This window comes from Sphingobium sp. TomMM15 (genome assembly GCF_055397045.1).
In genome coordinates, this window is sequence record NZ_AP027315.1 from 306,828 (window position 1) to 328,321 (window position 21,494).

19 protein-coding genes are annotated in these 21,494 nt (G+C 63.6%); 8 read left to right on the forward strand and 11 right to left on the reverse strand.

All coding sequences use genetic code 11. The annotated features are described in order from the left end of the window. Nucleotides 1–121: 121 nt before the first annotated feature. The 8 genes from ACZ51H_RS14220 to ACZ51H_RS14255 form a co-directional block, all read right to left on the reverse strand. Nucleotides 122–949 carry a TIM barrel protein gene (locus ACZ51H_RS14220; RefSeq protein WP_464803368.1) on the reverse strand — a complete coding sequence of 276 codons (828 nt, stop codon included), beginning with the start codon at nt 947–949 and terminating at the stop codon, nt 122–124. Then, the gene (locus ACZ51H_RS14225) at nt 946–1,986 is read right to left on the reverse strand and encodes an alpha/beta fold hydrolase (protein ID WP_464803369.1); all 1,041 of its coding nucleotides are present in this window, start codon (nt 1,984–1,986) and stop codon (nt 946–948) included. The genes ACZ51H_RS14220 and ACZ51H_RS14225 overlap by 4 nt, the downstream gene beginning before the upstream one ends. Continuing rightward, complete coding sequence (locus ACZ51H_RS14230) at nt 1,983–3,026, reverse strand: phosphotransferase family protein (RefSeq protein ID WP_464803370.1); 1,044 nt, start codon at nt 3,024–3,026, stop codon at nt 1,983–1,985. Before ACZ51H_RS14230 ends, ACZ51H_RS14225 begins: the two co-directional genes overlap by 4 nt. Beyond that, nucleotides 3,019–4,221: an acyl-CoA dehydrogenase family protein gene (locus ACZ51H_RS14235; protein WP_464803371.1), complete on the reverse strand. Its 1,203-nt coding sequence runs from the start codon at nt 4,219–4,221 to the stop codon at nt 3,019–3,021. The genes ACZ51H_RS14230 and ACZ51H_RS14235 overlap by 8 nt, the downstream gene beginning before the upstream one ends. After that, entirely contained in the window at nt 4,218–6,302 is a 2,085-nt protein-coding gene (locus tag ACZ51H_RS14240) for a 3-hydroxyacyl-CoA dehydrogenase NAD-binding domain-containing protein (RefSeq protein WP_464803372.1), read from the reverse strand. The genes ACZ51H_RS14235 and ACZ51H_RS14240 overlap by 4 nt, the downstream gene beginning before the upstream one ends. Nucleotides 6,303–6,316: 14 nt before the next feature. Further along, nucleotides 6,317–7,303 (reverse strand): NADPH:quinone oxidoreductase family protein, encoded by a 987-nt coding sequence (locus tag ACZ51H_RS14245; RefSeq protein WP_464772674.1) that lies wholly within the window; start codon nt 7,301–7,303, stop codon nt 6,317–6,319. A 125-nt stretch (nt 7,304–7,428) separates the two neighbouring features. Next, complete coding sequence (locus ACZ51H_RS14250; protein ID WP_464803373.1) at nt 7,429–8,334, reverse strand: LysR substrate-binding domain-containing protein; 906 nt, start codon at nt 8,332–8,334, stop codon at nt 7,429–7,431. Between the two features lie 16 nt (nt 8,335–8,350). After that, nucleotides 8,351–8,869 (reverse strand): SRPBCC domain-containing protein, encoded by a 519-nt coding sequence (locus ACZ51H_RS14255; RefSeq protein WP_464803374.1) that lies wholly within the window; start codon nt 8,867–8,869, stop codon nt 8,351–8,353. 291 nt (nt 8,870–9,160) lie between these two features. Here ACZ51H_RS14255 and ACZ51H_RS14260 point away from each other — a divergent pair, with 291 nt between their 5' ends. From ACZ51H_RS14260 to ACZ51H_RS14275, 4 genes are read left to right on the forward strand one after another with little or no spacing between them, the layout of a single operon-like run. Continuing rightward, nucleotides 9,161–10,753: a GMC family oxidoreductase gene (locus ACZ51H_RS14260; protein WP_464803375.1), complete on the forward strand. Its 1,593-nt coding sequence runs from the start codon at nt 9,161–9,163 to the stop codon at nt 10,751–10,753. 34 nt (nt 10,754–10,787) lie between these two features. Continuing rightward, nucleotides 10,788–11,732, forward strand: a complete 945-nt coding sequence (locus tag ACZ51H_RS14265) for an SDR family NAD(P)-dependent oxidoreductase (RefSeq protein ID WP_464803376.1) — start codon at nt 10,788–10,790, stop codon at nt 11,730–11,732. Between the two features lie 28 nt (nt 11,733–11,760). Beyond that, nucleotides 11,761–12,555 (forward strand): SDR family NAD(P)-dependent oxidoreductase, encoded by a 795-nt coding sequence (locus ACZ51H_RS14270; RefSeq protein ID WP_464803377.1) that lies wholly within the window; start codon nt 11,761–11,763, stop codon nt 12,553–12,555. Between the two features lie 27 nt (nt 12,556–12,582). Next, the gene (locus ACZ51H_RS14275) at nt 12,583–13,437 is read left to right on the forward strand and encodes an SDR family NAD(P)-dependent oxidoreductase (RefSeq protein WP_449469473.1); all 855 of its coding nucleotides are present in this window, start codon (nt 12,583–12,585) and stop codon (nt 13,435–13,437) included. 42 nt (nt 13,438–13,479) lie between these two features. Here the strand turns inward: ACZ51H_RS14275 and ACZ51H_RS14280 are convergent, their stop codons facing one another. Continuing rightward, on the reverse strand, nt 13,480–14,253 hold the full coding sequence (locus ACZ51H_RS14280; RefSeq protein ID WP_464803378.1) for an SDR family oxidoreductase: 774 nt from the start codon (nt 14,251–14,253) through the stop codon (nt 13,480–13,482). 178 nt (nt 14,254–14,431) lie between these two features. Here ACZ51H_RS14280 and ACZ51H_RS14285 point away from each other — a divergent pair, with 178 nt between their 5' ends. The 4 genes from ACZ51H_RS14285 to ACZ51H_RS14300 all read left to right on the forward strand — a co-directional run bounded on the left by ACZ51H_RS14285 (nt 14,432) and on the right by ACZ51H_RS14300 (nt 19,706). After that, on the forward strand, nt 14,432–14,965 hold the full coding sequence (locus tag ACZ51H_RS14285) for a nuclear transport factor 2 family protein (RefSeq protein ID WP_464803379.1): 534 nt from the start codon (nt 14,432–14,434) through the stop codon (nt 14,963–14,965). 123 nt (nt 14,966–15,088) lie between these two features. Next, nucleotides 15,089–17,356, forward strand: coding sequence for a TonB-dependent receptor (locus ACZ51H_RS14290; RefSeq protein WP_464803380.1), 2,268 nt, complete (start codon nt 15,089–15,091; stop codon nt 17,354–17,356). Nucleotides 17,357–17,415: 59 nt separating this feature from the next. Continuing rightward, nucleotides 17,416–18,489 carry a helix-turn-helix transcriptional regulator gene (locus ACZ51H_RS14295; protein ID WP_464803381.1) on the forward strand — a complete coding sequence of 358 codons (1,074 nt, stop codon included), beginning with the start codon at nt 17,416–17,418 and terminating at the stop codon, nt 18,487–18,489. 74 nt (nt 18,490–18,563) lie between these two features. Next, the gene (locus ACZ51H_RS14300) at nt 18,564–19,706 is read left to right on the forward strand and encodes an LLM class flavin-dependent oxidoreductase (protein WP_460988658.1); all 1,143 of its coding nucleotides are present in this window, start codon (nt 18,564–18,566) and stop codon (nt 19,704–19,706) included. A gap of 196 nt (nt 19,707–19,902) precedes the next feature. Here the strand turns inward: ACZ51H_RS14300 and ACZ51H_RS14305 are convergent, their stop codons facing one another. Together ACZ51H_RS14305 and ACZ51H_RS14310 are read right to left on the reverse strand one after the other, a co-directional pair. Beyond that, on the reverse strand, nt 19,903–20,700 hold the full coding sequence (locus ACZ51H_RS14305; protein WP_464803382.1) for a sugar phosphate isomerase/epimerase family protein: 798 nt from the start codon (nt 20,698–20,700) through the stop codon (nt 19,903–19,905). Nucleotides 20,701–20,730: 30 nt separating this feature from the next. Further along, on the reverse strand, nt 20,731–21,483 hold the full coding sequence (locus ACZ51H_RS14310) for an SDR family NAD(P)-dependent oxidoreductase (RefSeq protein WP_464803383.1): 753 nt from the start codon (nt 21,481–21,483) through the stop codon (nt 20,731–20,733). Nucleotides 21,484–21,494: the final 11 nt, after the last annotated feature.

Genomic DNA, 21,494 nt, shown 5'->3' on the forward strand with positions numbered 1-21,494 from the left:
ACTCTCCTGATCTTCGTTGCCGCCTTTTACCAAATCGGTGATCGGTGGCCTATTGCCGGGAAGGAGCAAAATGCGTCATAAGGAGCAGATCAGGACATTGGTACTGGCTTTGGGCTGCCGGTCAGAAGATGCCGAGCGCTTTCAGGCGGTCGAGCATCTGGGTTTCGCCGGTCGCGGTCGGGTCGGCGGGTTCGAACTCAAGTTCGATCATACCGTCATAGCCGCCAATGGCTTGGAGGATCGCGGGCCAGTCCAGTTCTCCGAGGCCTGGGTCGACGCGATTGGGCACGTCGGCGAACTGGATAAGGCCGGTCTCCTTGGCGCAGGAGGCGAAGGAGGAAGGCACGTCATGGCCCATCATCGCGACATGGCCGGTGTCGAACAGCAGGCGGACCGACGGCATGGCGACGGTGCGCACCATCTCCACCGCGTCCTCCAGCTGGTCGAGCAGGAGGCCGGGGATACGGCTGGCGGCGATGGGTTCGACGAGCAGCGTCAATCCGCTGCGTGCGGCCTGTTCGGCATGGCGCTTCAGATTTTCCGTCATGGCGTCGAGTTGCGCCTTGCGGGGGCGCTGGTTGTCGAGGCCAGCCACGCAGACGACGCCGCCGCCGTTGAAGCGAGTGGCGATCTCGATGCTGAGGTCCACGCTGCTGCGTAGATGTTCTAGGCCAGTTTCATCTTCGGCGCTCCAGACGGGCTGGTTCCAATATTTTAGGTCGCTGAAGCTGGAGAGGACAAGGCCGCGGCTCGCCATCCGGTCGGCCATCGCGACTTGCTCAGCCTCGGGCCGCAGCATCATGAACAGGTCCTGCACGCCGCTAAAGCCGTGGTCGGCGAGCGCGTCGATCTGGTCGAGAGAATTGGTAGAGCGGGCGAGATGCGCGAGCATCGGGCGGTCGGGGGAGCTGAGGCCGAGATGGCCGCCGATGGGCCAGCGGCCGGTCATTGGGTCACCGAGCGGGCGAAGTCGATTAGCGCCTTGTTGAAGGCGGCGGGCTGTTCCTGTTGCACGAAATGGCCTGCTTCCGGCACGGCTATGATGTCGCGCAGGCCGGGGACTCGCTGGCGCATCCGCTCTTCCCAATCGGTGAAGAAGCCGAAGGAGGGGTCCTTTTCGCCATAGAGGAACAGGGTGGGCGTTTCGACGTCGTGGTCGGCCCATTGCTGGCCGATGCGCCAGTTGACGTCGGCGGTGCGGTAGCTGTTGAGGCCGCCGATGAAGCGCAGCATCGGATCGGCATCGACATATTCGCTGACGAAGCGGTCGAACTCTGTCTGGGAGAGCCAGGGCCAGGGGAGCGGCGGCGCGGGTGGCAGGACGTCGAGATAACCGCTGCCGATCGATGAGACCGTTTTCCAGCTCCAGAGGTCGCCCTTTGATGAGAGGGCGTAGAAGAGGCGGGCGAGGAAGTCGGGGGCTCGGTCGGCGAGTTCGCGTTCGGCGGGGCCTGTTTCCATGAAATAGTGGAAGTGGACGAAATGCTCGGCGGCCATGGCGGCGAAGCGTTCGCTGGGGAGGCGGTCGGGCGAGGATGCCTCTGGCCGGGCGGGTGCGTCGGCTGGGAGGCGTGGGGCGCTGCCGAGCATGGCGCGTCCGGCCATGTCATAGTCATAGGGGATGGTGGCGATGAGGCCCGCCACGCGTTCGGGCGCGCGGACGGCGAGGTTCCAGGCATATTGTGCGCCGAAATCCTGGCCGACGATCACTGCCTTGTCCGCCTCATAATGATCGAGCAGGGCGATGAGATAGGCTTGCATATGGTCGGCATCATAGGCGGCGGGATCGGTGGGGCGGTCGCTGCCGCCATAGCCGAGGCTGTCGATGGCGACGGCGCGGAAGCCTGCCTGGGCGAGCGGCTCCATCTGGTGCCGCCATGACCAGGCGAGGCCGGGGAAGCCGTGGATCATGAGGACCAGCGGCCCCTCCCCCTGCTCCACGGCGCGGAGGTGGTAGCCGCCTACGTCAATCAGCTTTTCGGTCATAGATGAGCATCCCCTTCCCCGCAGGCGATGCGCCATGCGAGGCCTGCTATTTCTCCGGCACGCGCGCCGTGGATGGCGGCGGCTTCGCTGGACGCGTTGCCGCTGATCGCGCGGTGGTAGACGCCCTGGCGGATGGCGGCGTTGCGGAACATGGCGAAGGCTAGGGCATAGCGCCAATGGGCGGGGTCGATGGCTTGCGCGCCGGTGCGCTGGGCGTAGCTCTGGAGATAGTCGGCTTCGGATGGGATGCCGAGTGTGGGGAGGTCGGCGTCCGAGAGGCCGCGATAGCCTTCCTTTGGGACGCGCCATGCCATGAGGTGTTGGGCGAGGTCGGCTAGGGGATGGCCGAGGGTGGATAATTCCCAGTCGAGGACCGCGATGATGCGGGGCTCGTCAGGGGCGAAGATCATATTGTCGTTGCGATAGTCGCCGTGGACGATGCGGCTGGCTTCGAGGCCTGGATCGTTGGCGGGGAGCCAGTCGATGAGGGACTCCATCGCGTCGATCTGCTGTGTCTGGGTGGCGCGATATTGTTTGGTCCAGCGGACGACCTGACGGGCGAAATAATTGCCGGGTTTGCCATAGTCGGACAGGCCCACTTGCGCCGGGTCGATGGCGTGGAGGGCGGCGAGGACGCGGTTCATTTCGTCATAGATGGCAGCGCGATCGGGGGGCGTCAGGTCCGGCAGGCGGGCGTCCCAGAAGTTGCGGCCTTGCGCATAGTCCATGATGAAGAAGGGGGTGCCGACTATGCCCGCATCTTCGCACAGGGCAAGCGGGCGGGCGACGGGGACGGCGCTGTCCTTGAGCGCATCGGTCACGCGATATTCGCGCTCGATCGCGTGGGCGGAGGGGAGCAGCACGCCATCGGGCTTGCGGCGCAGGACGAAGCGCGGTTCGCCGTCCACTGATAGAAGGTAGGTGGGGTTGGACTGGCCGCCTGCGAATTTTTCCGCGCTGATCTCTCCGTCCGCGCCCGGCACATGGGCGCGTAGCCATGGGCCGAGGCGGCTGATGTCGAGCGTGCGGACGTCAGTCATATTTGGCGAGTTCGAGGCGGCCGAGCTGGTGACGGTGGACCTCGTCCGGGCCATCGGCGAAGCGGATCTTGCGGGCGTGGGCGTAGTAATTCGCGAGGAAGAAATCCTGGCTGATGCCCGCCGCACCATGTGCCTGCATCGCCCAATCGATGACCTGACAGGCCATGTTGGGGGCGGCGACCTTGATCATCGCAATGTCCGCCTTCGCCACCTTGTTGCCGACCGTATCCATGCGGTGCGCGGCGTGGAGCGTGAGCAGGCGCGCCTGATCGATCATGATACGGCTGTTGGCGATGCGTTCGATGATGACGCCCTGCTCGGCAAGCGGCTTGCCGAAGGCGACGCGGCTCTTCACGCGGCGGCACATGGCTTCGAGCGCGCGTTCGGCCATGCCGATCATACGCATGCAGTGATGAATGCGACCGGGGCCAAGGCGGGCCTGCGCAATCTCAAAGCCGCGCCCTTCGCCAAGCAACATGTTGGAGGCGGGCACGCGGACATTTTCGAACAGGATTTCCATGTGGCCATGCGGCGCGTCGTCATAGCCCAACACCGTCATCGGCCTCAGCACGGTGATGCCGGGCGTGTCGCGCGGGACCAGGATCATCGACTGCTGCTTATGCTTCGGCGCGGTGGGATCAGTCTTGCCCATGAAGATCATGAGCGCGCAGTCCGCCTCGCCCATGCCCGAAATCCACCATTTGCGGCCGTTGATGACATAGTCATCGCCGTCCCGGACGATGGAGCTTTCGATATTGGTGGCGTCCGACGAAGCGACCTGCGGCTCCGTCATGGCGAAGGCGGAGCGCATTTCGCCCGCCAGCATGGGCTTCAGCCAGCGCTCCTTATGCTCGTCCGTGCCGAAGCGCTCGAGCGTTTCCATGTTGCCGGTGTCGGGCGCGGCGCAGTTGAAGACGGCGGGGCACCAGTGGACGCGGCCCATTTCTTCGCAGAGCGGCGCATATTCGAGGTTGGTGAGACCCGCGCCATGGGTGCTTTCGGGCAGGAACAGGTTCCAGAGGCCCGCCTCTTTCGCCAAAGACTTGAGCCTGTCGATCAGGGTGACGTGCGCCCAGCGGTCGCCGGTCGCGACCTCCTCATAATAGGCTTTCTCATTGGGATAGATGTGCGCGTCCATGAAGGTGCGCAGGCGGGCGAGCAGATCAGCGGTCTTTGCGTTGGGTTCGTAGCTCATGCGTAGAAGCCCCTGCCCTCACGCGCATATTGGACGAGCAGCGGCGCGGGGGTCCAATAGGCGTCGCCCTGTTCGGCGCGGAACTTTTCGATCGTTGCAAGCAGCTTGTCGAGGCCGATCTGGTCGGCCCAGTGCATGGGACCGCCGGTATAGCTGGGCCAGCCGAGGCCGTTCACCAAGGCGACATCGATTTCATGCGGGCGGGGCACGATGCCTTCGCTCAGCAGCTTCGCGCCTTCATTGACCATGGCGTAGAGCAGTCGCTCGCGGATTTCGTCCTCTCCGATTTCGCGGAGTTTGAGGCCGTGGCGTTCAGCGTGGGCTGCGATCATCTCTTCGGTCAGCGGGTTGGCGCTGGCCTTGCGGTTTTCGTCATAGCTGTACCAGCCGGAGCCGGTCTTTTGCCCGAGGCGTCCAGCGGCGACCATCTGTTCGGGGAAGTCGGCGCGCAGTTCGCGCTCCGTCGCGGAGGCGGCGCGGGCCTTGCGCGCGGCGGCCTGCACGTCGAGCCCAGCAAGGTCGCCGAGCGCGAACGGACCCATGGGGAAACCGTAGGACAAAAGCACCTTGTCGATGGCTGCGGGCTTGGCGCCCTCCTCGACAAGGAAGAAGCCTTCGCGCGAGCGTTTGGAGAGCATGCGGTTGACGATGAAGCCGTCGCATACGCCCGACAGGACCGGCAATTTGCCGATGCGCTTGCCCAGCGCCATGATTGTCGCGACGACTTCGGGGTCCGTCTTTGCCGCGCGGACATTTTCCAGCAGGCGCATGACATTGGCGGGGTTGAAGAAGTGCATGCCGCAGACATCTTCGGGGCGGCCTGACGCCTCGGCCAGCGTGTCGATATTGAGGAAGCTGGTGTTGGAGGCGAGGATGGTTCCGGCGGGCGTCACCTCACCCAATTTCGCGAAGACGGCCTTTTTGGTTTCCAGATCCTCGGTCACAGCCTCAATCACCAATTGCGTGGGCGACAGGTCGCGCGGATCGGCGCTGGTGGTGATGAGGGCGAGGCGCTTGTCCATCGTCTCCTGCGACATGCTGCCCTTGGCGACGGAGGAGGACCACATTTTGGTGATGCCCCTCATCGCGGCGTCGATGTTCGGTTGATCAAGGCCGACGGCGATGACGGGGATGCCGACGCTGACGACCGCCATGACGATGCCGCGTCCCATGACGCCGAGGCCGATGACGCCCACTCGCTCGATATTGCGGGTCAGGGTATCGGGCCCGAGCCCGGGGATGCGGGCGACTTCGCGTTCGGCGGCGAAGAGGTGGCGCAGCGCTTTGGACTGCGAGCCGTTCATGCATTCGCGGAAGATTGCGAGTTCCTGTTTGACCGCCTCGTCGAAGGGCAGTTCATAGCCGAGGCGCATGGCTTCCAGCGCGCGCAGGGGTGCGGTTTGGCCGCGCATCTTCTTGGCGACGGTCTTGCGCGCTTCTTCGAACAAGGCCGGGTCATCGGCGGGCATGGGCAGGGTGGAGGAGCTGCGCGACCCCTTCCCTTCCGCGACCAGCTTTTCGGCAAAGCTGCGTGCTTCGGCGGCGAGATCGCCGCCTGAAGCCACGGCATCGATGAGGTTGGACTTCAGCGCGTCGTCCGTGCCGATTGGATTGCCTTGCGTCACCAGCGTGATCGCGGTGGCGAGGCCAGCGAGGCGGGGCGTGCGCTGCGTGCCGCCGCCGCCGGGCATGAGGCCGAGCTTCACTTCCGGAAAGCCGAACTTCGTGCCCGGTGCGGCGATGCGGTAATGGCAGGCGAGAGCGACTTCCAGCCCGCCGCCCAGCACCGTGCCATGGACGGCGGCGATGATCGGCTTGGTCGAATGGTCCATCATTTCCATGACGAGCGGCAGGCCCGGATCGGCCATGGGCTTGCCAAATTCCTTGATGTCCGCGCCCGCGATGAAGGTCTTGCCTTCGCAGCGGATGACGAGCGCAGTGAGGCCGGGATCGGATTCCAGCTTGCGGATGGCTTCGGCAAGACCCTGCCGCACGCTGGCGGAGGTCGCGTTGACCGGGGGGTTATCGATCACCGCTTCGGCAATCGCGCCGTGGGTGTGGAAGCTGACTGTTTCGGACATGGGGGATTTCCTGTTCAGGATGCGGGCTGGAGGGTCAGGAGCACCTTGCCCTTCACCTTGCGTTTTTCGAGATGCTGGAGCGCGGCCACTGCGTCGGGCAGGGCAAAGCGCGTGTCGATGACGGGCTTCAGTGAGCCGTCCGCCAGCCAGGCGAGCAGCTGGTGCATGTTTTCGCCCTGCGCGACCGGATCGGCGCGGACGCTGTTGCCCCAGAGGACGCCGACCGCCGACGCGCTTTTGAGCAACAGCAGATTGGCGGGGATGGAGGGGATTTCGCCGCCCGCAAAGCCGATGATGAGCAGGCGGCCGCCCCAGGCGAGGCTTTTGACCGCCGTCAGGTTCATGGGGCCGCCGACCGGATCATAGACGACATCGACGCCCTTCCCATCGGTCAGTTGCTTGATGCGTTCGCGCAGATCCTCCTGCGCATAGTCGATGAGGTCGTCCGCGCCCTGGGCCTTCGCCAGAGCCAGCTTTTCGGGGCTGGAGGCGGCGGCGATGACGCGCGCGCCCATATGCTTGCCAAGTTCTACGGCGGTGAGGCCCACGCCGCCGCCCGCGCCCAGCACCAGCAGCGTTTCGCCGGGCTTCAACTGCGCGCGGTCCTTCAGCGCATGATAGGAGGTGCCATAGGTGATGGAGATGCCCGCCGCGACCTCCAGATCGACGCCGTCGGGCACCGGCCAGACCTGCGTCGCGGGGACGCGCACCTGCTCGGCAAAGGCGCCGCTGCCGGTGAAGGCGATGACGCGGTCCCCGGCAGTGAAACCTGTCACATCAGGTCCAACGGCGGCGATGCGCCCCGCTGCTTCACTGCCGGGGACGAACGGCAGGGCTGGTTTGGTTTGATATTTGCCCTGCACGATCAGCACGTCGGGATAGTTTACCCCGACGGCCGCCACGTCGATCACCACTTCCCCCGCCCCTGCTTGAGGCTCGGGGAAATCGCCATGTTGCAACTCTTCGACCGGCGCGAACGCGGTGCAGATCATGGCTTTCACATCACTCTCCTTGAACACACCTACCGGGCGTGTGAGACCTGATTTAGGCCTTTGGAGGCGATGCTACCAATTCGTAATTCCGACGCATGGCATCAGAAAAACTGATGGATCGGCGGTTGGAGGAGCTATTTTCCTGATTCGCCCGATTGTTCGCCCCATTGGCGAGCGAATTGGTGGAAGGCGCGGCAGGCCTGAGGCTGCTGGGTGTCTCGGCGGCTCACAAGGCTGACGATGCGGGTGAAGTGCAGTTCAGGGACGGCCAGTTCGACCAGTTCGCCGCGCGCCAATTCGTCTGCAACCGTCAGGCTGGACAGGCAGGCGAGTACCGCGCCGTCGCGAACGATACGCTTGATCGCTTCGACGCTTTCGCCTTCGAACACGATGTTTAGCGAGTTCATGGATTTGAGCGTCTCAACCGTGAAGGAGATGCGTTCGCTGGAGAGCGTCTTTTCCAGCGCCCATGGCTGGTCGCCAAGGTCCGCGAGCGGCACCGTGGGACGCCCGGCGAGGGGGTGGTCGGGGGCGGCGCATACGACCAGCCGGTCGCGCAGCCATGGCTCCGCCTCCAGATAGCTGCTGTTGACCGGCGCGCCGACGAAGCCAACATCCAGCGCCATGTTGCGCACGCCTTCCATCACTTCATGAGACGGCATGATGCGCATTTCCACGCGGACGCCGGGGTGCAGGCGCATGAAGGCGGCGCACAGGCCGGGCAATACATAGTCGCCCACGGGCACCGCCGCGCCTATGCGCAGCCGCCCGCGTACTTCTTCGGGGAGGGACAGGGATTCAAGATCCGCGACCTGGACCAATATGCCGCGCGCCATTTCCAGCATCGGGCGACCCCGATCGGTCAGCAGCATGCGGCGACCGGAGCGGGCGAACAGTTGCACGCCGAGATGGGTTTCCAGGTCCTTGAGCGACATGCTCGCCGCCGAGGGGCTGAGGCCGATCTCATCGGCCGCGCCCGCCACGCTGCCGGTGCGGGCGACGGCTTCGAATACCGCGATCTGGCGGAGGGTTATCCTCACCCCTTGGCAGCGGCGATCAGCTTATTTCGCCGCGATGCATCGCCTCGGCGCGTGCCTTGAGCGCCTTGGCCGAGTCGTTGAAGGCGCGCGTTACCCATGGGCCGCAGAAACGCATGACATGGATGCCGTTCGGGCCGGTGAAGGCGTCGGTCGACTGATAGCGGCACTTTTCGGCCCCGAGTTCTTCGATGATCTGATCGCGGCGGGCGGGATAGGGCCAGGCTTCACTATCCTTCAGTTCCCACGACAGGAGGCGGCCCGGTTCGAACGCGCAGACATATTCGCAATTGGGCGCCAGCGAGCCGGGATTGGCATAATTGACGAGTCGCATGTGAACCGGCGCGCCCATCTCCAGCGTGGATTCCGCCCAGACGCAGAAGGGGTTCCATTCGCCATAACGCGGCATATCGGTCAGGATTTTCCACACCACCATTGCGGGCGCGTCGATTTCGATGGGGTCGGATGCGACCAGCGTCTCGGGATCATAGAGTTTGAAGGGATCGAAGCGATCAGCGGTCAGGGTTTCGGTGGACATCCTCTTCTCCTTGATATGTGCAAACCGGCAAGCGTGGTACCGCATTTTGGCGACGCGAATGCCGCAGCTTCCGCTGAATGGCGCGTTTGTTTGCGTAGACAATAGCAGCGGTCGTTCGCGGGTCAATGGCGGGCGGCCGGTCAAATCCGGCTTGACCTGCGTATCATATTGACCAATTCAGCACGCAAGACATCATATGCGACCCCGCTTGCACCGGCATATTCGGCCGAGTCCCTGCGGCGTCGGCATCGCACAGCACAACAGACGTCAGCATGACGCGCGGGAGAGATAATGGCCGATAGTTACGACTTCATCATCGCGGGCGGCGGGTCGGCGGGATGCGCACTGGCCGGGCGCCTGTCGGAAAATCCGCGCAACCGCGTGCTGCTGCTGGAGGCCGGGGGCAAGGATAACAGCGTCTTCATCCATGCGCCGGGCGGGCTGCTGCCGATCATGTATCGCGGCATGTTCCAGTGGATGCATGTCAGCGTGCCGCAGGTGAACGCTAGCGGGCGGCAGATGTACACGCCGCGCGGCAAGGTGCTGGGCGGGTCGTCCTCCATCAACGGCATGGTCTATGACCGGGGCGCGGCGGCGGACTATGATGGTTGGCGGCAGCTGGGGAATGAGGGGTGGAGCTATGACGATGTGCTCCCCTATTTCAAGAAGCTGGAGGATTTCCAGCCGGGCGGCGAGGAAGGCTATCATGGTCGGGGCGGGCCGGTGCTGGTCTCGCGACCGGGCATCCACAATCCGCTGGCCAGGGCATTTCGCGACGCTGCGGTGGCGGCGGGCGTCCCCTATAATGACGACCCAAGTGGATCGCAGCGCGAGGGCGTGGTGCCCGCCGATGTCACTGCGTCGGCCGGACGGCGATGGAGCGCGGCGCGCGCTTATCTGATACCTGCGCTCAAACGGCCGAACCTGCGCGTCATTACCGGCGCCAATGTCGAGCGGGTGATCGTGGAGGACGGGCGCGCGACCGGCGTCAGCTGGCGGCGCGCGGGACAGCTTGAACAGGCGAACGCGACGCGCGAGGTCATCCTGTCGGCAGGCGCCATCCATTCGCCCTGGATATTGATGCTGTCGGGGATCGGGCCAGCGGATCATCTGCGCCAGACGGGGGTGCAGGTGGTGCATGACCTGCCGGGCGTCGGCCAGAACTACCGCGATCATGTGGCGGTCAGCGTGAAGCAATATTGCACGCAGCCGGTGTCCCTCTTCAACGTCTTCCACCCGGTTGTCGCGGCCAAGGCCGTCGCGAACTTCCTGCTGTTCCGCAAGGGGCCGCTGGCAAGCCCCCCTGCGGAAATCGGCGCGTACCTGAAGACCATGCCGGGCGCGGAATATCCCGATGTGAAGGTGCATTTCGCCATGGCGCTTTATGAGGCGATGGGGCGCAAGCTCATCATGGACCATGGCTATTTCGCGCATATCGACCTGCTGAACCCGGAAAGCGTGGGCGAGATAAAGCTGACGGGATCGGATGCGTCCGCGCCGCTGTCAATCGATCCCAACATCCTGTCGACCGCCAAAGACATGGCGATGGGCCGCGCCGCCATCCGCGCGGTGCGCAACATTTTCGCGCAGGCCCCCTTCGATCCCTTCCGGGGCGAGGAACTGGCGCCGGGGGCAAGCATCCAGTCGGATGACGAGCTGGACGCCTATCTGCGCGAGACGGCGATTTCCGATATTCATGCCGTGGGCACCTGCCGCATGGGGCATGACCCGATGGCGGTCGTCGATCCCCAACTGCGTGTCCACGGAGTGGCGGGGCTGCGCGTCGTCGATGCATCGGTCATGCCCCGCGTCCCCGGCGGTAACACCAACGTCCCCACGATGATGGTGGCCGAAAAGGCCGCCGACATGATCTTGAAAGCCTGACGCCCTTGCGATCGGGAAGATAAAGGAGAGGCCGATGTCTGAGCTGCGTTTCGACGATAAGGTGGCGATCGTCACGGGTGCGGGAGGTGGCTTGGGCAAGGCCTATGCCGCCCTGCTCGCCGCGCGCGGGGCCAAGGTGCTGGTCAACGATCTTGGCGGCACTTTTCAAGGCGAGGGCAAGGATCAGGGCTATGCCGACGCTGCTGCCCGCGAAATCCGCGACGCTGGCGGGATCGCAGAGGCCAATGGCGACAGTGTCGCGACATCGGCAGGCGCGGAAGCGATCGTGCAGGACGCCCTCACGCGATGGGGCCGCGTCGACATATTGGTCAACAATGCGGGCATCGTCAGTGCGTCGGGTACATTGTCGACGGTGACCGATGAGCAGTGGGACAAGGACATGGCTGTTTCGGCCAGCGGCACCTTTTACCTGTGCCGCGCGGTATGGGACGGCATGCTGGGGCGCGATTACGGACGGATCGTCAATATCTCGTCCGGATCCTGGTTCGGCATGGGTAGTGCGGTCCCCTACCCCGCCGCCAAGGGTGCGGTGTGGGCCATGACGCGTGGCCTCGCCGCAGCGACGCAGGCGCAGGGCAAGGACGTCAAGATCAATGCCATCATGCCGATCGCGGGCAGCCGGATGACGCAGTTGATGGGGCCGGAAATTCACGGACTGATGGAGCGTGACTTCCCCGCGCGGGCGGTTGCGCCGGTCGTAGCGATGCTGGCCCATGATAGTGCGCCGTGCAATGGCGAGATGTTCACGGCTGGCGGTGGCGGCTATACGCGCGTGTTCGCGGGCGTCACTCGCGGCTATCGGGCGACCGACAAGGACTGGACCCCCGAAACGGCGCTTGCACAATTCGATACAGTGATGGACACGAGCGGTTTCCATATTCCGGCTGGGTCGATGGACGAAGCCGCCCTCTACACCTCGGACGTGCCCTGGGACGCGTTCAAGGCCTTTATTCAATAAGTTTGATCAGCGAGAAAGAGCAGAAATCATGACTGGCAGGTTGCAAGACAAGGTCGCCATCGTCACCGGCGGTGCGCGTGGCATGGGCGAAGCGACGATCCGCCTGTTCGCGCGCGAGGGCGCAAAGGTGGTCATCGCCGACGTGCTGGAGGCTGAAGGTCAGGCATTAGCCGCCGATATCGGCGATGCCGCGATGTTCCAGCGCCTGGACGTATCGGACGAAGGCAGCTGGACCGCGCTAGTCGATGCCGTCATCGCCCGCCATGGCCGGATCGATGCGCTGGTCAACAATGCGGCGGTCGTGGCTTTCGGCCCGATCACCGACCTGACCGTTGCAGATATCGACCGCGTTCTGGGCATCAACGTCAAGGGCACGATGCTGGGGCTGAAGCATGTCGGGGCGAAGATGTGTGCGGCCAAGCGCGGGGCCATCGTGAACATATCGTCGGTGGACGGCCTTCGCGGCGTCAATTCGGTTTCGCTCTACAGCAGTTCCAAATGGGCAGTGCGCGGCTTTACCAAGAGCGCGGCGCTGGAATTTGGCCATCAGGGCGTGCGCGTTAATTCGGTGCATCCGGGCGGCGTCAACACGGCCATGGGCAACCCGCAGGCGCTGGAAGGCGATGCGAAGAATTACGGCTATGAACGCGTGCCGTTGCAGCGGATCGGCGAGCCGGAGGAAATCGCCGCCGCCAGCCTCTTCCTCTGCTCCGACGAGGCCAGCTACATTTGCGGCGCTGAACTTGCGGTCGATGGCGGCTGGGCGGCTGGCTATTATCACCATTATCTGCCCGCGGCGCCGGCTTCGCTGACCTCGATGTAATTCCTTCCCTTTCGGAGAAACTTGAACATGACTGAAGAAGAAAAGGTCTTTTCGGGCGGCGTCGCCGTCATTACCGGCGCGGGCGCTGGCATCGGCATGGGCTTTGCCCGCCGCTGCGGCCAGATCGGCATGACCGTCGTCGTCACCGACATCGACAAGGGCCGCGCCGACAAGGTTGCCGCCGAGATCGTGGCGGCGGGCGGCAAGGCTGAAGCGATCCAGCTGGATGTGTCAAAGCCCGAAGCGCTCGATGCGCTGGCGCAGGACGTGTTCGACCGGCATGGCGCCGTTCGCCTGCTGATCAACAATGCGGGTATCGAGACGATCGGCAATGTCTGGGAAATCCCGACGGCGCGTTGGGAAACGACGCTGAACGTCAACATCCATGGCGTCGTGCATGGCGTGCGCGCATTCGTTCCGCACATGCTGCGCGTGGGTCAGGAAGCGTGGATCGCGAACCTGGCGTCCGTCGGCTCTTTCGGCCAGATGCCGACGCAGGCGGCCTATATCATGAGCAAGCACGCCATCCAGTCGTTCAGCGAGTGCCTCTATCTGGAGATGCAGGTCGCAAAGGCGCCGATCAACGTCTGCTCGATCATTCCGGGCATGCTGAAGACCAGCATCTTCGACGCTGACGCGGGCGTCGGCGAGCCGGAGAGCGCTTCGGGGCACCGTGCCACCATGGCCCATTTGATGGCCAATTACGGCATGGACCTGGACGAAGGCTGCCGCGTCTTTGTAGAGGGTCTTGCCGCGCGCAAATTCTGGATTTCGAGCCAGCCGGAAATGACCGAGCAGGCGGTCGCTGGCCGCATTGCCTTCTTCCAGGAACAGAGCAATCCGGAACTGGGCGAGCAGCAGCGCGCGCTGCTGGGTATCTGAAGCAAAGGCCGGGCGGGTTCAGGCTCGCCCGGCCCTTCTTTATCAGGCCTTCGCGGCCTCTTCCTTGACGATTTCCAGGAACAGCGGCCGTTCACCGCCGCCATGGACCTCAAGGCGCGCGCCGCTGACATAGGCGGCGGCTGGCGAACCCAGGAACACCACCGCTTCGGCGATGTCGCTGCCCCGGCCCATGCGCTTCAGCGGAATCGATGACGCGATCCGATCCTGCGCCGTTTGGGTGCCATAGGTCATTTCAGCCGTCTCGGTCTCGATCAGGCCGACGATGATCGCGTTGACCCGCACCTCCGGACCCCATTCCTGCGCCAGGCTGGTGGTTAGGCTGAGCAGGCCAGCCTTCGCCGCGCCATAGATCGCCGTGTCGGGCGAGGGACGTGCGCCGGAGACGCTGGCGATGTTGACGATCGATCCGCCCACGGCCTTCAGATGCGGATAGGCGGCCTGCGCGACATGCAGCGGTGCTAGCAGGTTCAGTTGCAGGATGCGTTCGGAAAAGCGCGGGCTGGCCGTCGCGGCGTCGGCCTGCGGCGATCCGCCTGCATTGTTGACGACCAGGTCGATGCGGCCATGGCGCGCGACAAGCTGGGCAATCCAGTCCGACACCGCCGCAGGATCGCGAATGTCGCAGGATGCGAATTCCGCCGTTTTCCCATCGGCCCCGATCGGCTCATCCGGTGCGGTGCGGCCGCAGGTCGCTACTGCATAGCCTTCAGCCAGCAAACGCCGGACAATCGCCGCGCCGATCCCGCGCGTACCGCCTGTGACGATCGCAACCTTGCCAACTCCCGTTTCGCCCACGGCCTTATCCTTTCCTTTTTCGAGAAATGCGCAGCGGGCGCATCGCATGGATAGGCCCCATACTCAATCTGCACCATCCTTCGCCAGACATAATGCAGTGGTCATTGCAGATTGTTACGCATATCAGGTATAGGGGACGCATAATAATCGCATATCGCGTCACATATGGAGAGGTTTGATGGCTTACACTGTGCAGCAGCTCAGCGATCTGGAAGATATCCGGACCCTCAAGCATCGTTATTTCCGGGGAATCGACACAGCCGATCTTGCGCTGCTCGGCACCCTGTTCACGGAAGACCTGACCGTCGATTATCGTGGCGGCACCTATCGCGTCCGGCTGGCGGGCCGCGACAATATGCTGGAGTTTCTGGCGAACAGCTTCCATTCCGGCGCGGTTGCCATGCATCACGGCCATATGCCCGAAATCACCCTGACCGGCGAAAATGACGCCGAAGGGATCTGGTATCTGGAGGATATCTTCATCGACGTGGAGCGCAGCAGCCACACCATCGGCAGCGCCATTTACCGCGACGTCTATCGGCGCGAAGATGGCGTATGGAAGATCGCACGCACCGAATATGATCGCGTGTTCGAGATGATCCGCCCGCTGGCCGCCGACGCGCAAATCACCTCGCACCACCTTGCCACCGCTGGCCGCAAGCCGGAAGAACGCAGCGACATCAGCCATTTGATCGAGTGGGAAGCGGCCTGAGCCAACGAATGATGCATGAACGCAACAGATGCGGCATTTTTGCGGCGGGCTGCTGAAGAACAAGGCGGGCGGCGTTATAGTCGCCCGCAATAACAGAATGACGCTTTTTTTGGGGAGGAAAGCATGCGCAAGACGCTATATCCGATCGTATCGTTGATCGCTTTGGCCGCACCGGGGGCCGCACTGTCGCAAACGGCAGCGGCGGGAGCAGGCGCCACCAGCGACAGTGACATTGTCGTCACGGCCCGCCGCCGCGAAGAACGGTTGCAGGATGTGCCGATCGCGGTGAGCGCGGTCGATGCTTCGGCTCTGAACAGCCGGGGCCTCGACAATGTGACGCAGATCAGCCAGATCGCGCCCAATATCCAGTTCACGCCCGGCCAGGGCGGCAATAGCGGTGGCATCGCGCCCTTCATCCGGGGCGTCGGCGAAAATGACTTCATCATCACGTCCGATCCTGCGGTCGGCGTCTATATCGATGGCGTCTATGTCGCCCGCACATTTGGCGCGACGACCGAATTGCTGGGCATCGACCGCATCGAAGTGCTGCGCGGGCCGCAGGGTACGCTGTTCGGCAAGAATACGGTGGGCGGCGCGATCAACATCGTGTCGGCGGTGCCGGGCCGGGAACAGAAGATCGAAGCCGACCTGCGATACGGGTCGTTCAACACGGTGCGCGGGCGCGTCTATGCCGAAACGCCGCTGTCGGACAGTTGGTCGCTGGGCGTCGCGGCGCTGGGCGAGTTTGGCGAGGGGTGGCAGAAAATCCCCTCCGGCGACAATCTGGGCAACCGCAATGTGGTGGCGGGGAAGCTGGCGCTGCATTATGACGGCGAAGGGCTGGACGCAGTGTTGCAGGTCGATGGTCTGCACCGGCGGCAGCACAGCGCGCCGCATAGCATGATCGCCTTCACGCCGACCTTCTTTTCCATCCTGCAATCAACCTTCCTTGCGCCCTGCTGCACCGTGCCGGGCGACATCGACCGTACCGACAGCAACTCAGAACTGAACAAGGATCAGACCGACGCGGTGAACGCATCGCTGACCCTGACCAAGGATCTGGGCGGGGCGACGTTGAAGTCGATCACCGCCTATCGCTATGTCGATGCGCTGTTCGGCCGCGATGGCGATGCGTCCTCGACGGTCAATTATGCCGGGGACATTCATGACGAGCGGGCGAGGCAGATCAGCCAGGAATTGCAGCTGTCGCTCGATCTAGGCGGCCGCGGCACATTGTTGCTGGGCGCATTCGCCTATCGTGAAAAGACGCGGGACAATACGCGGCTGATCGTCGCGGATGGACTGTTTGACGCGTTGGTGGCGGCGGGGCTTGATCCTTTCCCTGTCCCCTTCCCGCCCTTTGCGGTTCCAGCGTCGTCGCTCGACTTCAACATCGATTTCCGCAACCGGCAGCGCACCGACAATCTCGCCCTGTTCGCCAACGGCAATTATGAGCTGACCGACGGCCTCTCGCTGGAACTGGGCGCCCGTTATACCTGGGAGAAGAAGAAGTTTTCCCAATCCGCGATCCGCATTTATTCGGGCGAGCCGCTGCTGGCTGGGACGCCTAGCTATACTCTGGAAAAAAGCTGGGACGCCTTCACGCCCCGCGCCTCGCTTTCCTACAAGTTCCGGCCGAACCTGATGACCTATGTGTCCTATTCGCGAGGCTTCCGGTCGGGCGGGTTCAACGGGCGGCCTACGTCGCTCGAGGAAATCGGTTCCTATGATCCGGAACATCTGACCTCTTACGAAGCAGGGCTGAAGGCAGGTTTCGGCCGTATCGCCACCATCAACCTAGCCGTGTTCCGCAACGAATATCGCGACCAGCAGATATTGGTATCGACCGTCAGCCCGACGACCGGCCTGATCGTCGTCCGCAACGAAAATGCGGGCCGATCCCGCATTCAGGGCATCGAGCTGGAAGGCGCGTTCAAGGTGTCGCCGCGCTTCACCGTTACCGGCGCGCTCGGCTTGCTGGATGCCAAATATCTGGAATATGTGTCAGTCATTGGGGGCGTGCCGACCGACGTCAGCAACCGCAAGCTGAAGCAGGCGCCGGATATCACGGCCAATGCCAGCGCGGTCTATCAGGCGCCGCTCAGCGACAATGTAGAGGGCGTCCTGCGGCTGGACGCAGCCTATAAAAGCCAGGTCTTTGTCGATGCGGAAAACACGCCGCTCCTGCGGCAGCCCGACCATGCGATCCTCAACGCCAGCGCCGAACTGCGCTTTGCGGACAGCGGCGTATCGGTGCGCGTGGGCGTCGATAACATCACCGATCGCCGTATCATCACGGCGGGCTATGATGCATCGACCAGCTTTGGCTTTACGGAGGCTTATTATTCGCCGCCCCGCCGCTACAGCGTGACGCTGGCCCTGCGACGCTGAACCGGGTACGGCCTCGACGGTGGCTGTCATCGTCGAGGCTGAAGGCGGAAATCTGAATCATGAGCGATGATACCGCCTTTGCCGACCTGTTGCAGACACTCTACGGCGGGCTGACGCGGTCCCCGCCGTGGGAGGATTTCCTGCGCGCGCTGGCGGCCATCACCGACACGACCTTCGCCACGCTGCTGATCGGTCGGGGGAGTGCCGGAATCGATGCCCATGTCACCCCCGGCGCGGACCCGGAGCGAACACAGGAATATCAGCGCATCTCGCAGGCCGATCCCTTCGTCGGCCTGCCCGAGGGGCGAGTCGTTTCCTTCCGTGATTTTGTCAGCCATGTCCCGGCGCGCTTCCGCGACTGGCTGGACGTGGCGCGCAGCAGTGAAATTCTGGGCGTAGACCTGCATCGTCTGCCTGATATCGCCGTCCGGCTGCGCCTGACGCGGGACGAAGGCCAAGCGCAATTTGGTGATACCGAGCGGGAACTGCTCGAACGGCTGATTCCACACCTGCGCATCGCGCTTGACCTTCACGCCCGTCTCACAAGTACCCAGGCGGAAAGCCAGCTGTTCAGCAGCGCCATGGCTGGTTTGGCGGTTGCGACCCTGATCCTTGATCGGGAAGGCCGCATTCTGCGCCGCAACACGCTCGCTATGCAGATGCTGGAAGAAGGCAGCGTCATTGCGGAGCAGCATGGCAAGCTTGAGCCAAGGACGGGTTCCAGCACTGCCACGATCAACCGCATCCTTTCCTCCCCGCCGCCACTGGGCGAGGAAATCCTGTTCGAGATCGCCTCTACCGTCGGGCAGCCATTGCATGCGCGGGCGCGGGCAATCCCTTCCTCCGCCTATGGAGACGGGGCATGGATCGCCCTGTTCATCGCGGACCCCAGCCGACCCGCCGGTCCATCGGAAGAGCTGTTGCGCGAACGCTTCCAACTCACGCGGGCGGAAGCGGGACTTGCCGTTCATCTGGCGCAGGGCGCCACGTTGGCGGACGCCGCGGACGCTTTGGGCATCGCCTACAATACGACGCGATCCCATCTGCGCGCGATATTTGCCAAGACCAACACGCACCGGCAGGTCGAACTGGTCACGCTGCTGCGTTCCATCGGCAGCGAGTCTGAAATCTGATCCATTTGGATGATGTCGCGGCACGGCACTCGGCATAGCCTGTCTCCACGAAAGAAAGTTTTGTGGAGAAGATGATGAAATTCTCGATCATTTACGAAGCGCAGATGGCGGACACGTCGCGCCAGAACGAACAGCAGGTGTTCCGCGACATTATCGAGCAAGCCATCCATGCCGAGGAAATGGGCTTCGACACGATCTGGGCCGTCGAGCATACCGCGCTGACGCAATATGCGCACATGTCCGCACCGGAGACTTTCCTGGCCTATCTCGCCGGGCGCACGTCGCGCATCGGCATTGGCCATGGCGTCGTCTGCCTGCCGCCCGCGATGAACCATCCGGTGAAGGTCGCTGAACGCATCGCCACGCTGGACATTCTATCGAATGGCCGCGTCCATTTCGGCATGGGCAAGGGCGGGACGCAGCAGGAAGCGGGCACCTTCGGCTATAATCTCGAAGACCTGCCGCCGATGATCGACGAGAGCATGTACCTGATCCCCAAGATCCTGAAGCATGGCGAGATCGAACATGATGGCCAGTTCGTGAAGATCCCCTTCCGCCCGATCCATCCCAGCCCGATGCAGGACCCGCATCCGCCGATCTACATGGCCTGCACCCGCGCCGACACGCTGACCACCGCCGGATCGCGCGGCATCGGCGCACTGGTCCTCGGTTTCGCCGGGCCGAGCGACATCGCGCAGAAGAACGCCATTTATCGTGAGGCTTTCAAGAACCGGAAGGCCGAGGATCAGGTCGGCTACCGCCCGACCGAACATCTCGCGGCGCTTTGCCCCGCCGTGGTTCTGGAAGACCGGGAGAAGGCACGCCGCATCGGCCTTCGTGGACAGCGCTTCTTCGTGGAATCGCTGGGCCACTGGTATTCTGGCGGCCCCGCTCCCGATGTGGAGGACCTGGACGCGAGCGAAAGCCTTGCCGCGCTTCAGCGCCACAAGGAAGAAACGGTGGCCTGGCTGTCGGAAGAGAAGATCACCATCGGTGGCCACCACACCGAATCCTTCGAAGTTGTCGAGGACGCCTATGGCACGCCGGAAGATTGCATCCGGCAGGTCAAGCGTTTGCAGGACGCAGGCGCCGACGAAATCCTCTTCATGTTCCAGATGGGCGGCATCCCGCATGAAGTGATCATGGAGACCATCCGCAATATCGGCGAGAAGGTCATCCCCTATTTCCGTGAGCAGGCGACGCTGGCGGCGGAATGATGGATTGTCCGGGCGGGGCTATGAGCTTCGCCCGGGAATGCTGCGAGCGGCTGAGTGGCGCTGCGTTGAAGTTGTAGAGCATCACCCAACCCCGTTCGCCCTGAGCCTGTCGAAGGGCTTCACTTCTTAAAGAAGAAGGGCTTCGACAAGCTCAGCCCGAACGGGGGTAGTTGTAGTGCTGATATAGGACGATAGGCTAGCCCGAAGCGTACAAATCCACCATCGCTTGCATCAGCCGCGCCGCGCGTTCGTGCGAATCCCCGGTCGCCAAGGCACGCGACGGCGCTTCCACGGCTATGGTGGCATGGGCCGGAAGCAGCGGGAGCAGCGCCCCAAGGCCGAATTCACCTTCGCCGGGCAGCAAGCGGTCGAACACGGCTTCATTGACCCGGTCATGCGGCGGCTCGATCGGGCCGTCGTTCAGCTGGACATGGCGGATACGCTCAGGCGGCAGGCAGGCCACATCGTCCCAGCCTCCGCCGCTGCGGATGACGTGGAGCGTGTCGATGCACAGGCCCACCTCAGCGCCCAGGGAATGGGCGATCTCAAGCGCTTGTGAAGGCGAACGGATCGAGGATAGCGGATAGGGTTCGATAATGGCGGGAACACCCGCCCGCTGGCAAATCTCCACCATGCGGGCCAGCGACTCCCGCAGCCGTGCGTGATCCGGGTCGAGACCCAATATATTGACAGTCCCGCCCAACGCGGCGGTCAGTTCCGCGCTGCTTTCCAGCAGCCCCCAATCGGGGTCGGCATCGAGCATGAAAGGCTCGATAACGCCGGCTCGAAGGCCGGTGTCGCGCAATGCGGAAATCACCGCCTTGCGGGCGCTCTTGTCCAGAATGAGGTCAGGCGTCGGGCTGATCGGGATCGGCGTCACGAACAGGCTGACGGCGGTGAAGCCTGCGCTGGCGGCCGCCTCGATCACCGTCAGGGCGTCGAGGTTCACCAGCGAAAGATGGTCCAGGCAAAAGCCATTTTCAGGGGGCGTCATGAAAACCAGCCCCCTGCCACGCCTGATGGTTCAGGCGTGAACGCCCCCGTCGATACGCACGATTGCGCCATTCATGTGCCCTCCATCCTCACTCGCCAGCATGGCGATGACGCCCGCAATTTTGTCCGGGGTCGCAAATCCATTGATCGGGCCGAGATGATTATACAACTCCCAATCGGCGCCTTCCACCATGCCGGTTTGGACGCTGTTGGCGAGCGGCGTTTCGATGCCGCCCGGCGCGACTGCATTCACCCGCACACCCCGTTTCACATATTCCCAGGCGAGGCTCTGGGTATAGGCCGCGACGGCGCCCTTGCTGGCGGCATAGCCGGTCAGGAAGGGGTGGCCGAAATGGCTGGAGGTGGACGCGGCGTTGACGATATTGCCCTTCGCCTTTTCCAGGTGCGGCAAGGCTTCGCGGCACATCAGGAAGGTGCTGCCCATATTGACCGCAATGATGGACATGAAGGCTTCATAGTCGGTCGTTGCGGCGTGGCTTGATCGGATGATGCCCGCCATGTTGACGAGAACGTCGAGTTGCCCGGCTTCTTCGACCCACTGCGCCACGATGGAGCGGGCGGTCGGCTCGTCAGCCACCGATCCGGCGCGAACGGCAATGCCGGGCTGTTCCTGCCTTAGCGTTTCCAGCCCCTTTTCATCCAGGTCCACCGCGAGCACCCGGCCGCCTTCGACAGCCAGCCGGATGGCGGTGGCGCGTCCTATGCCGGATGCGGCTCCGGTTACAATGATCGACTTGCCTGCAAATCGGCGCCCTAAATCCATCGTCAGCTCCT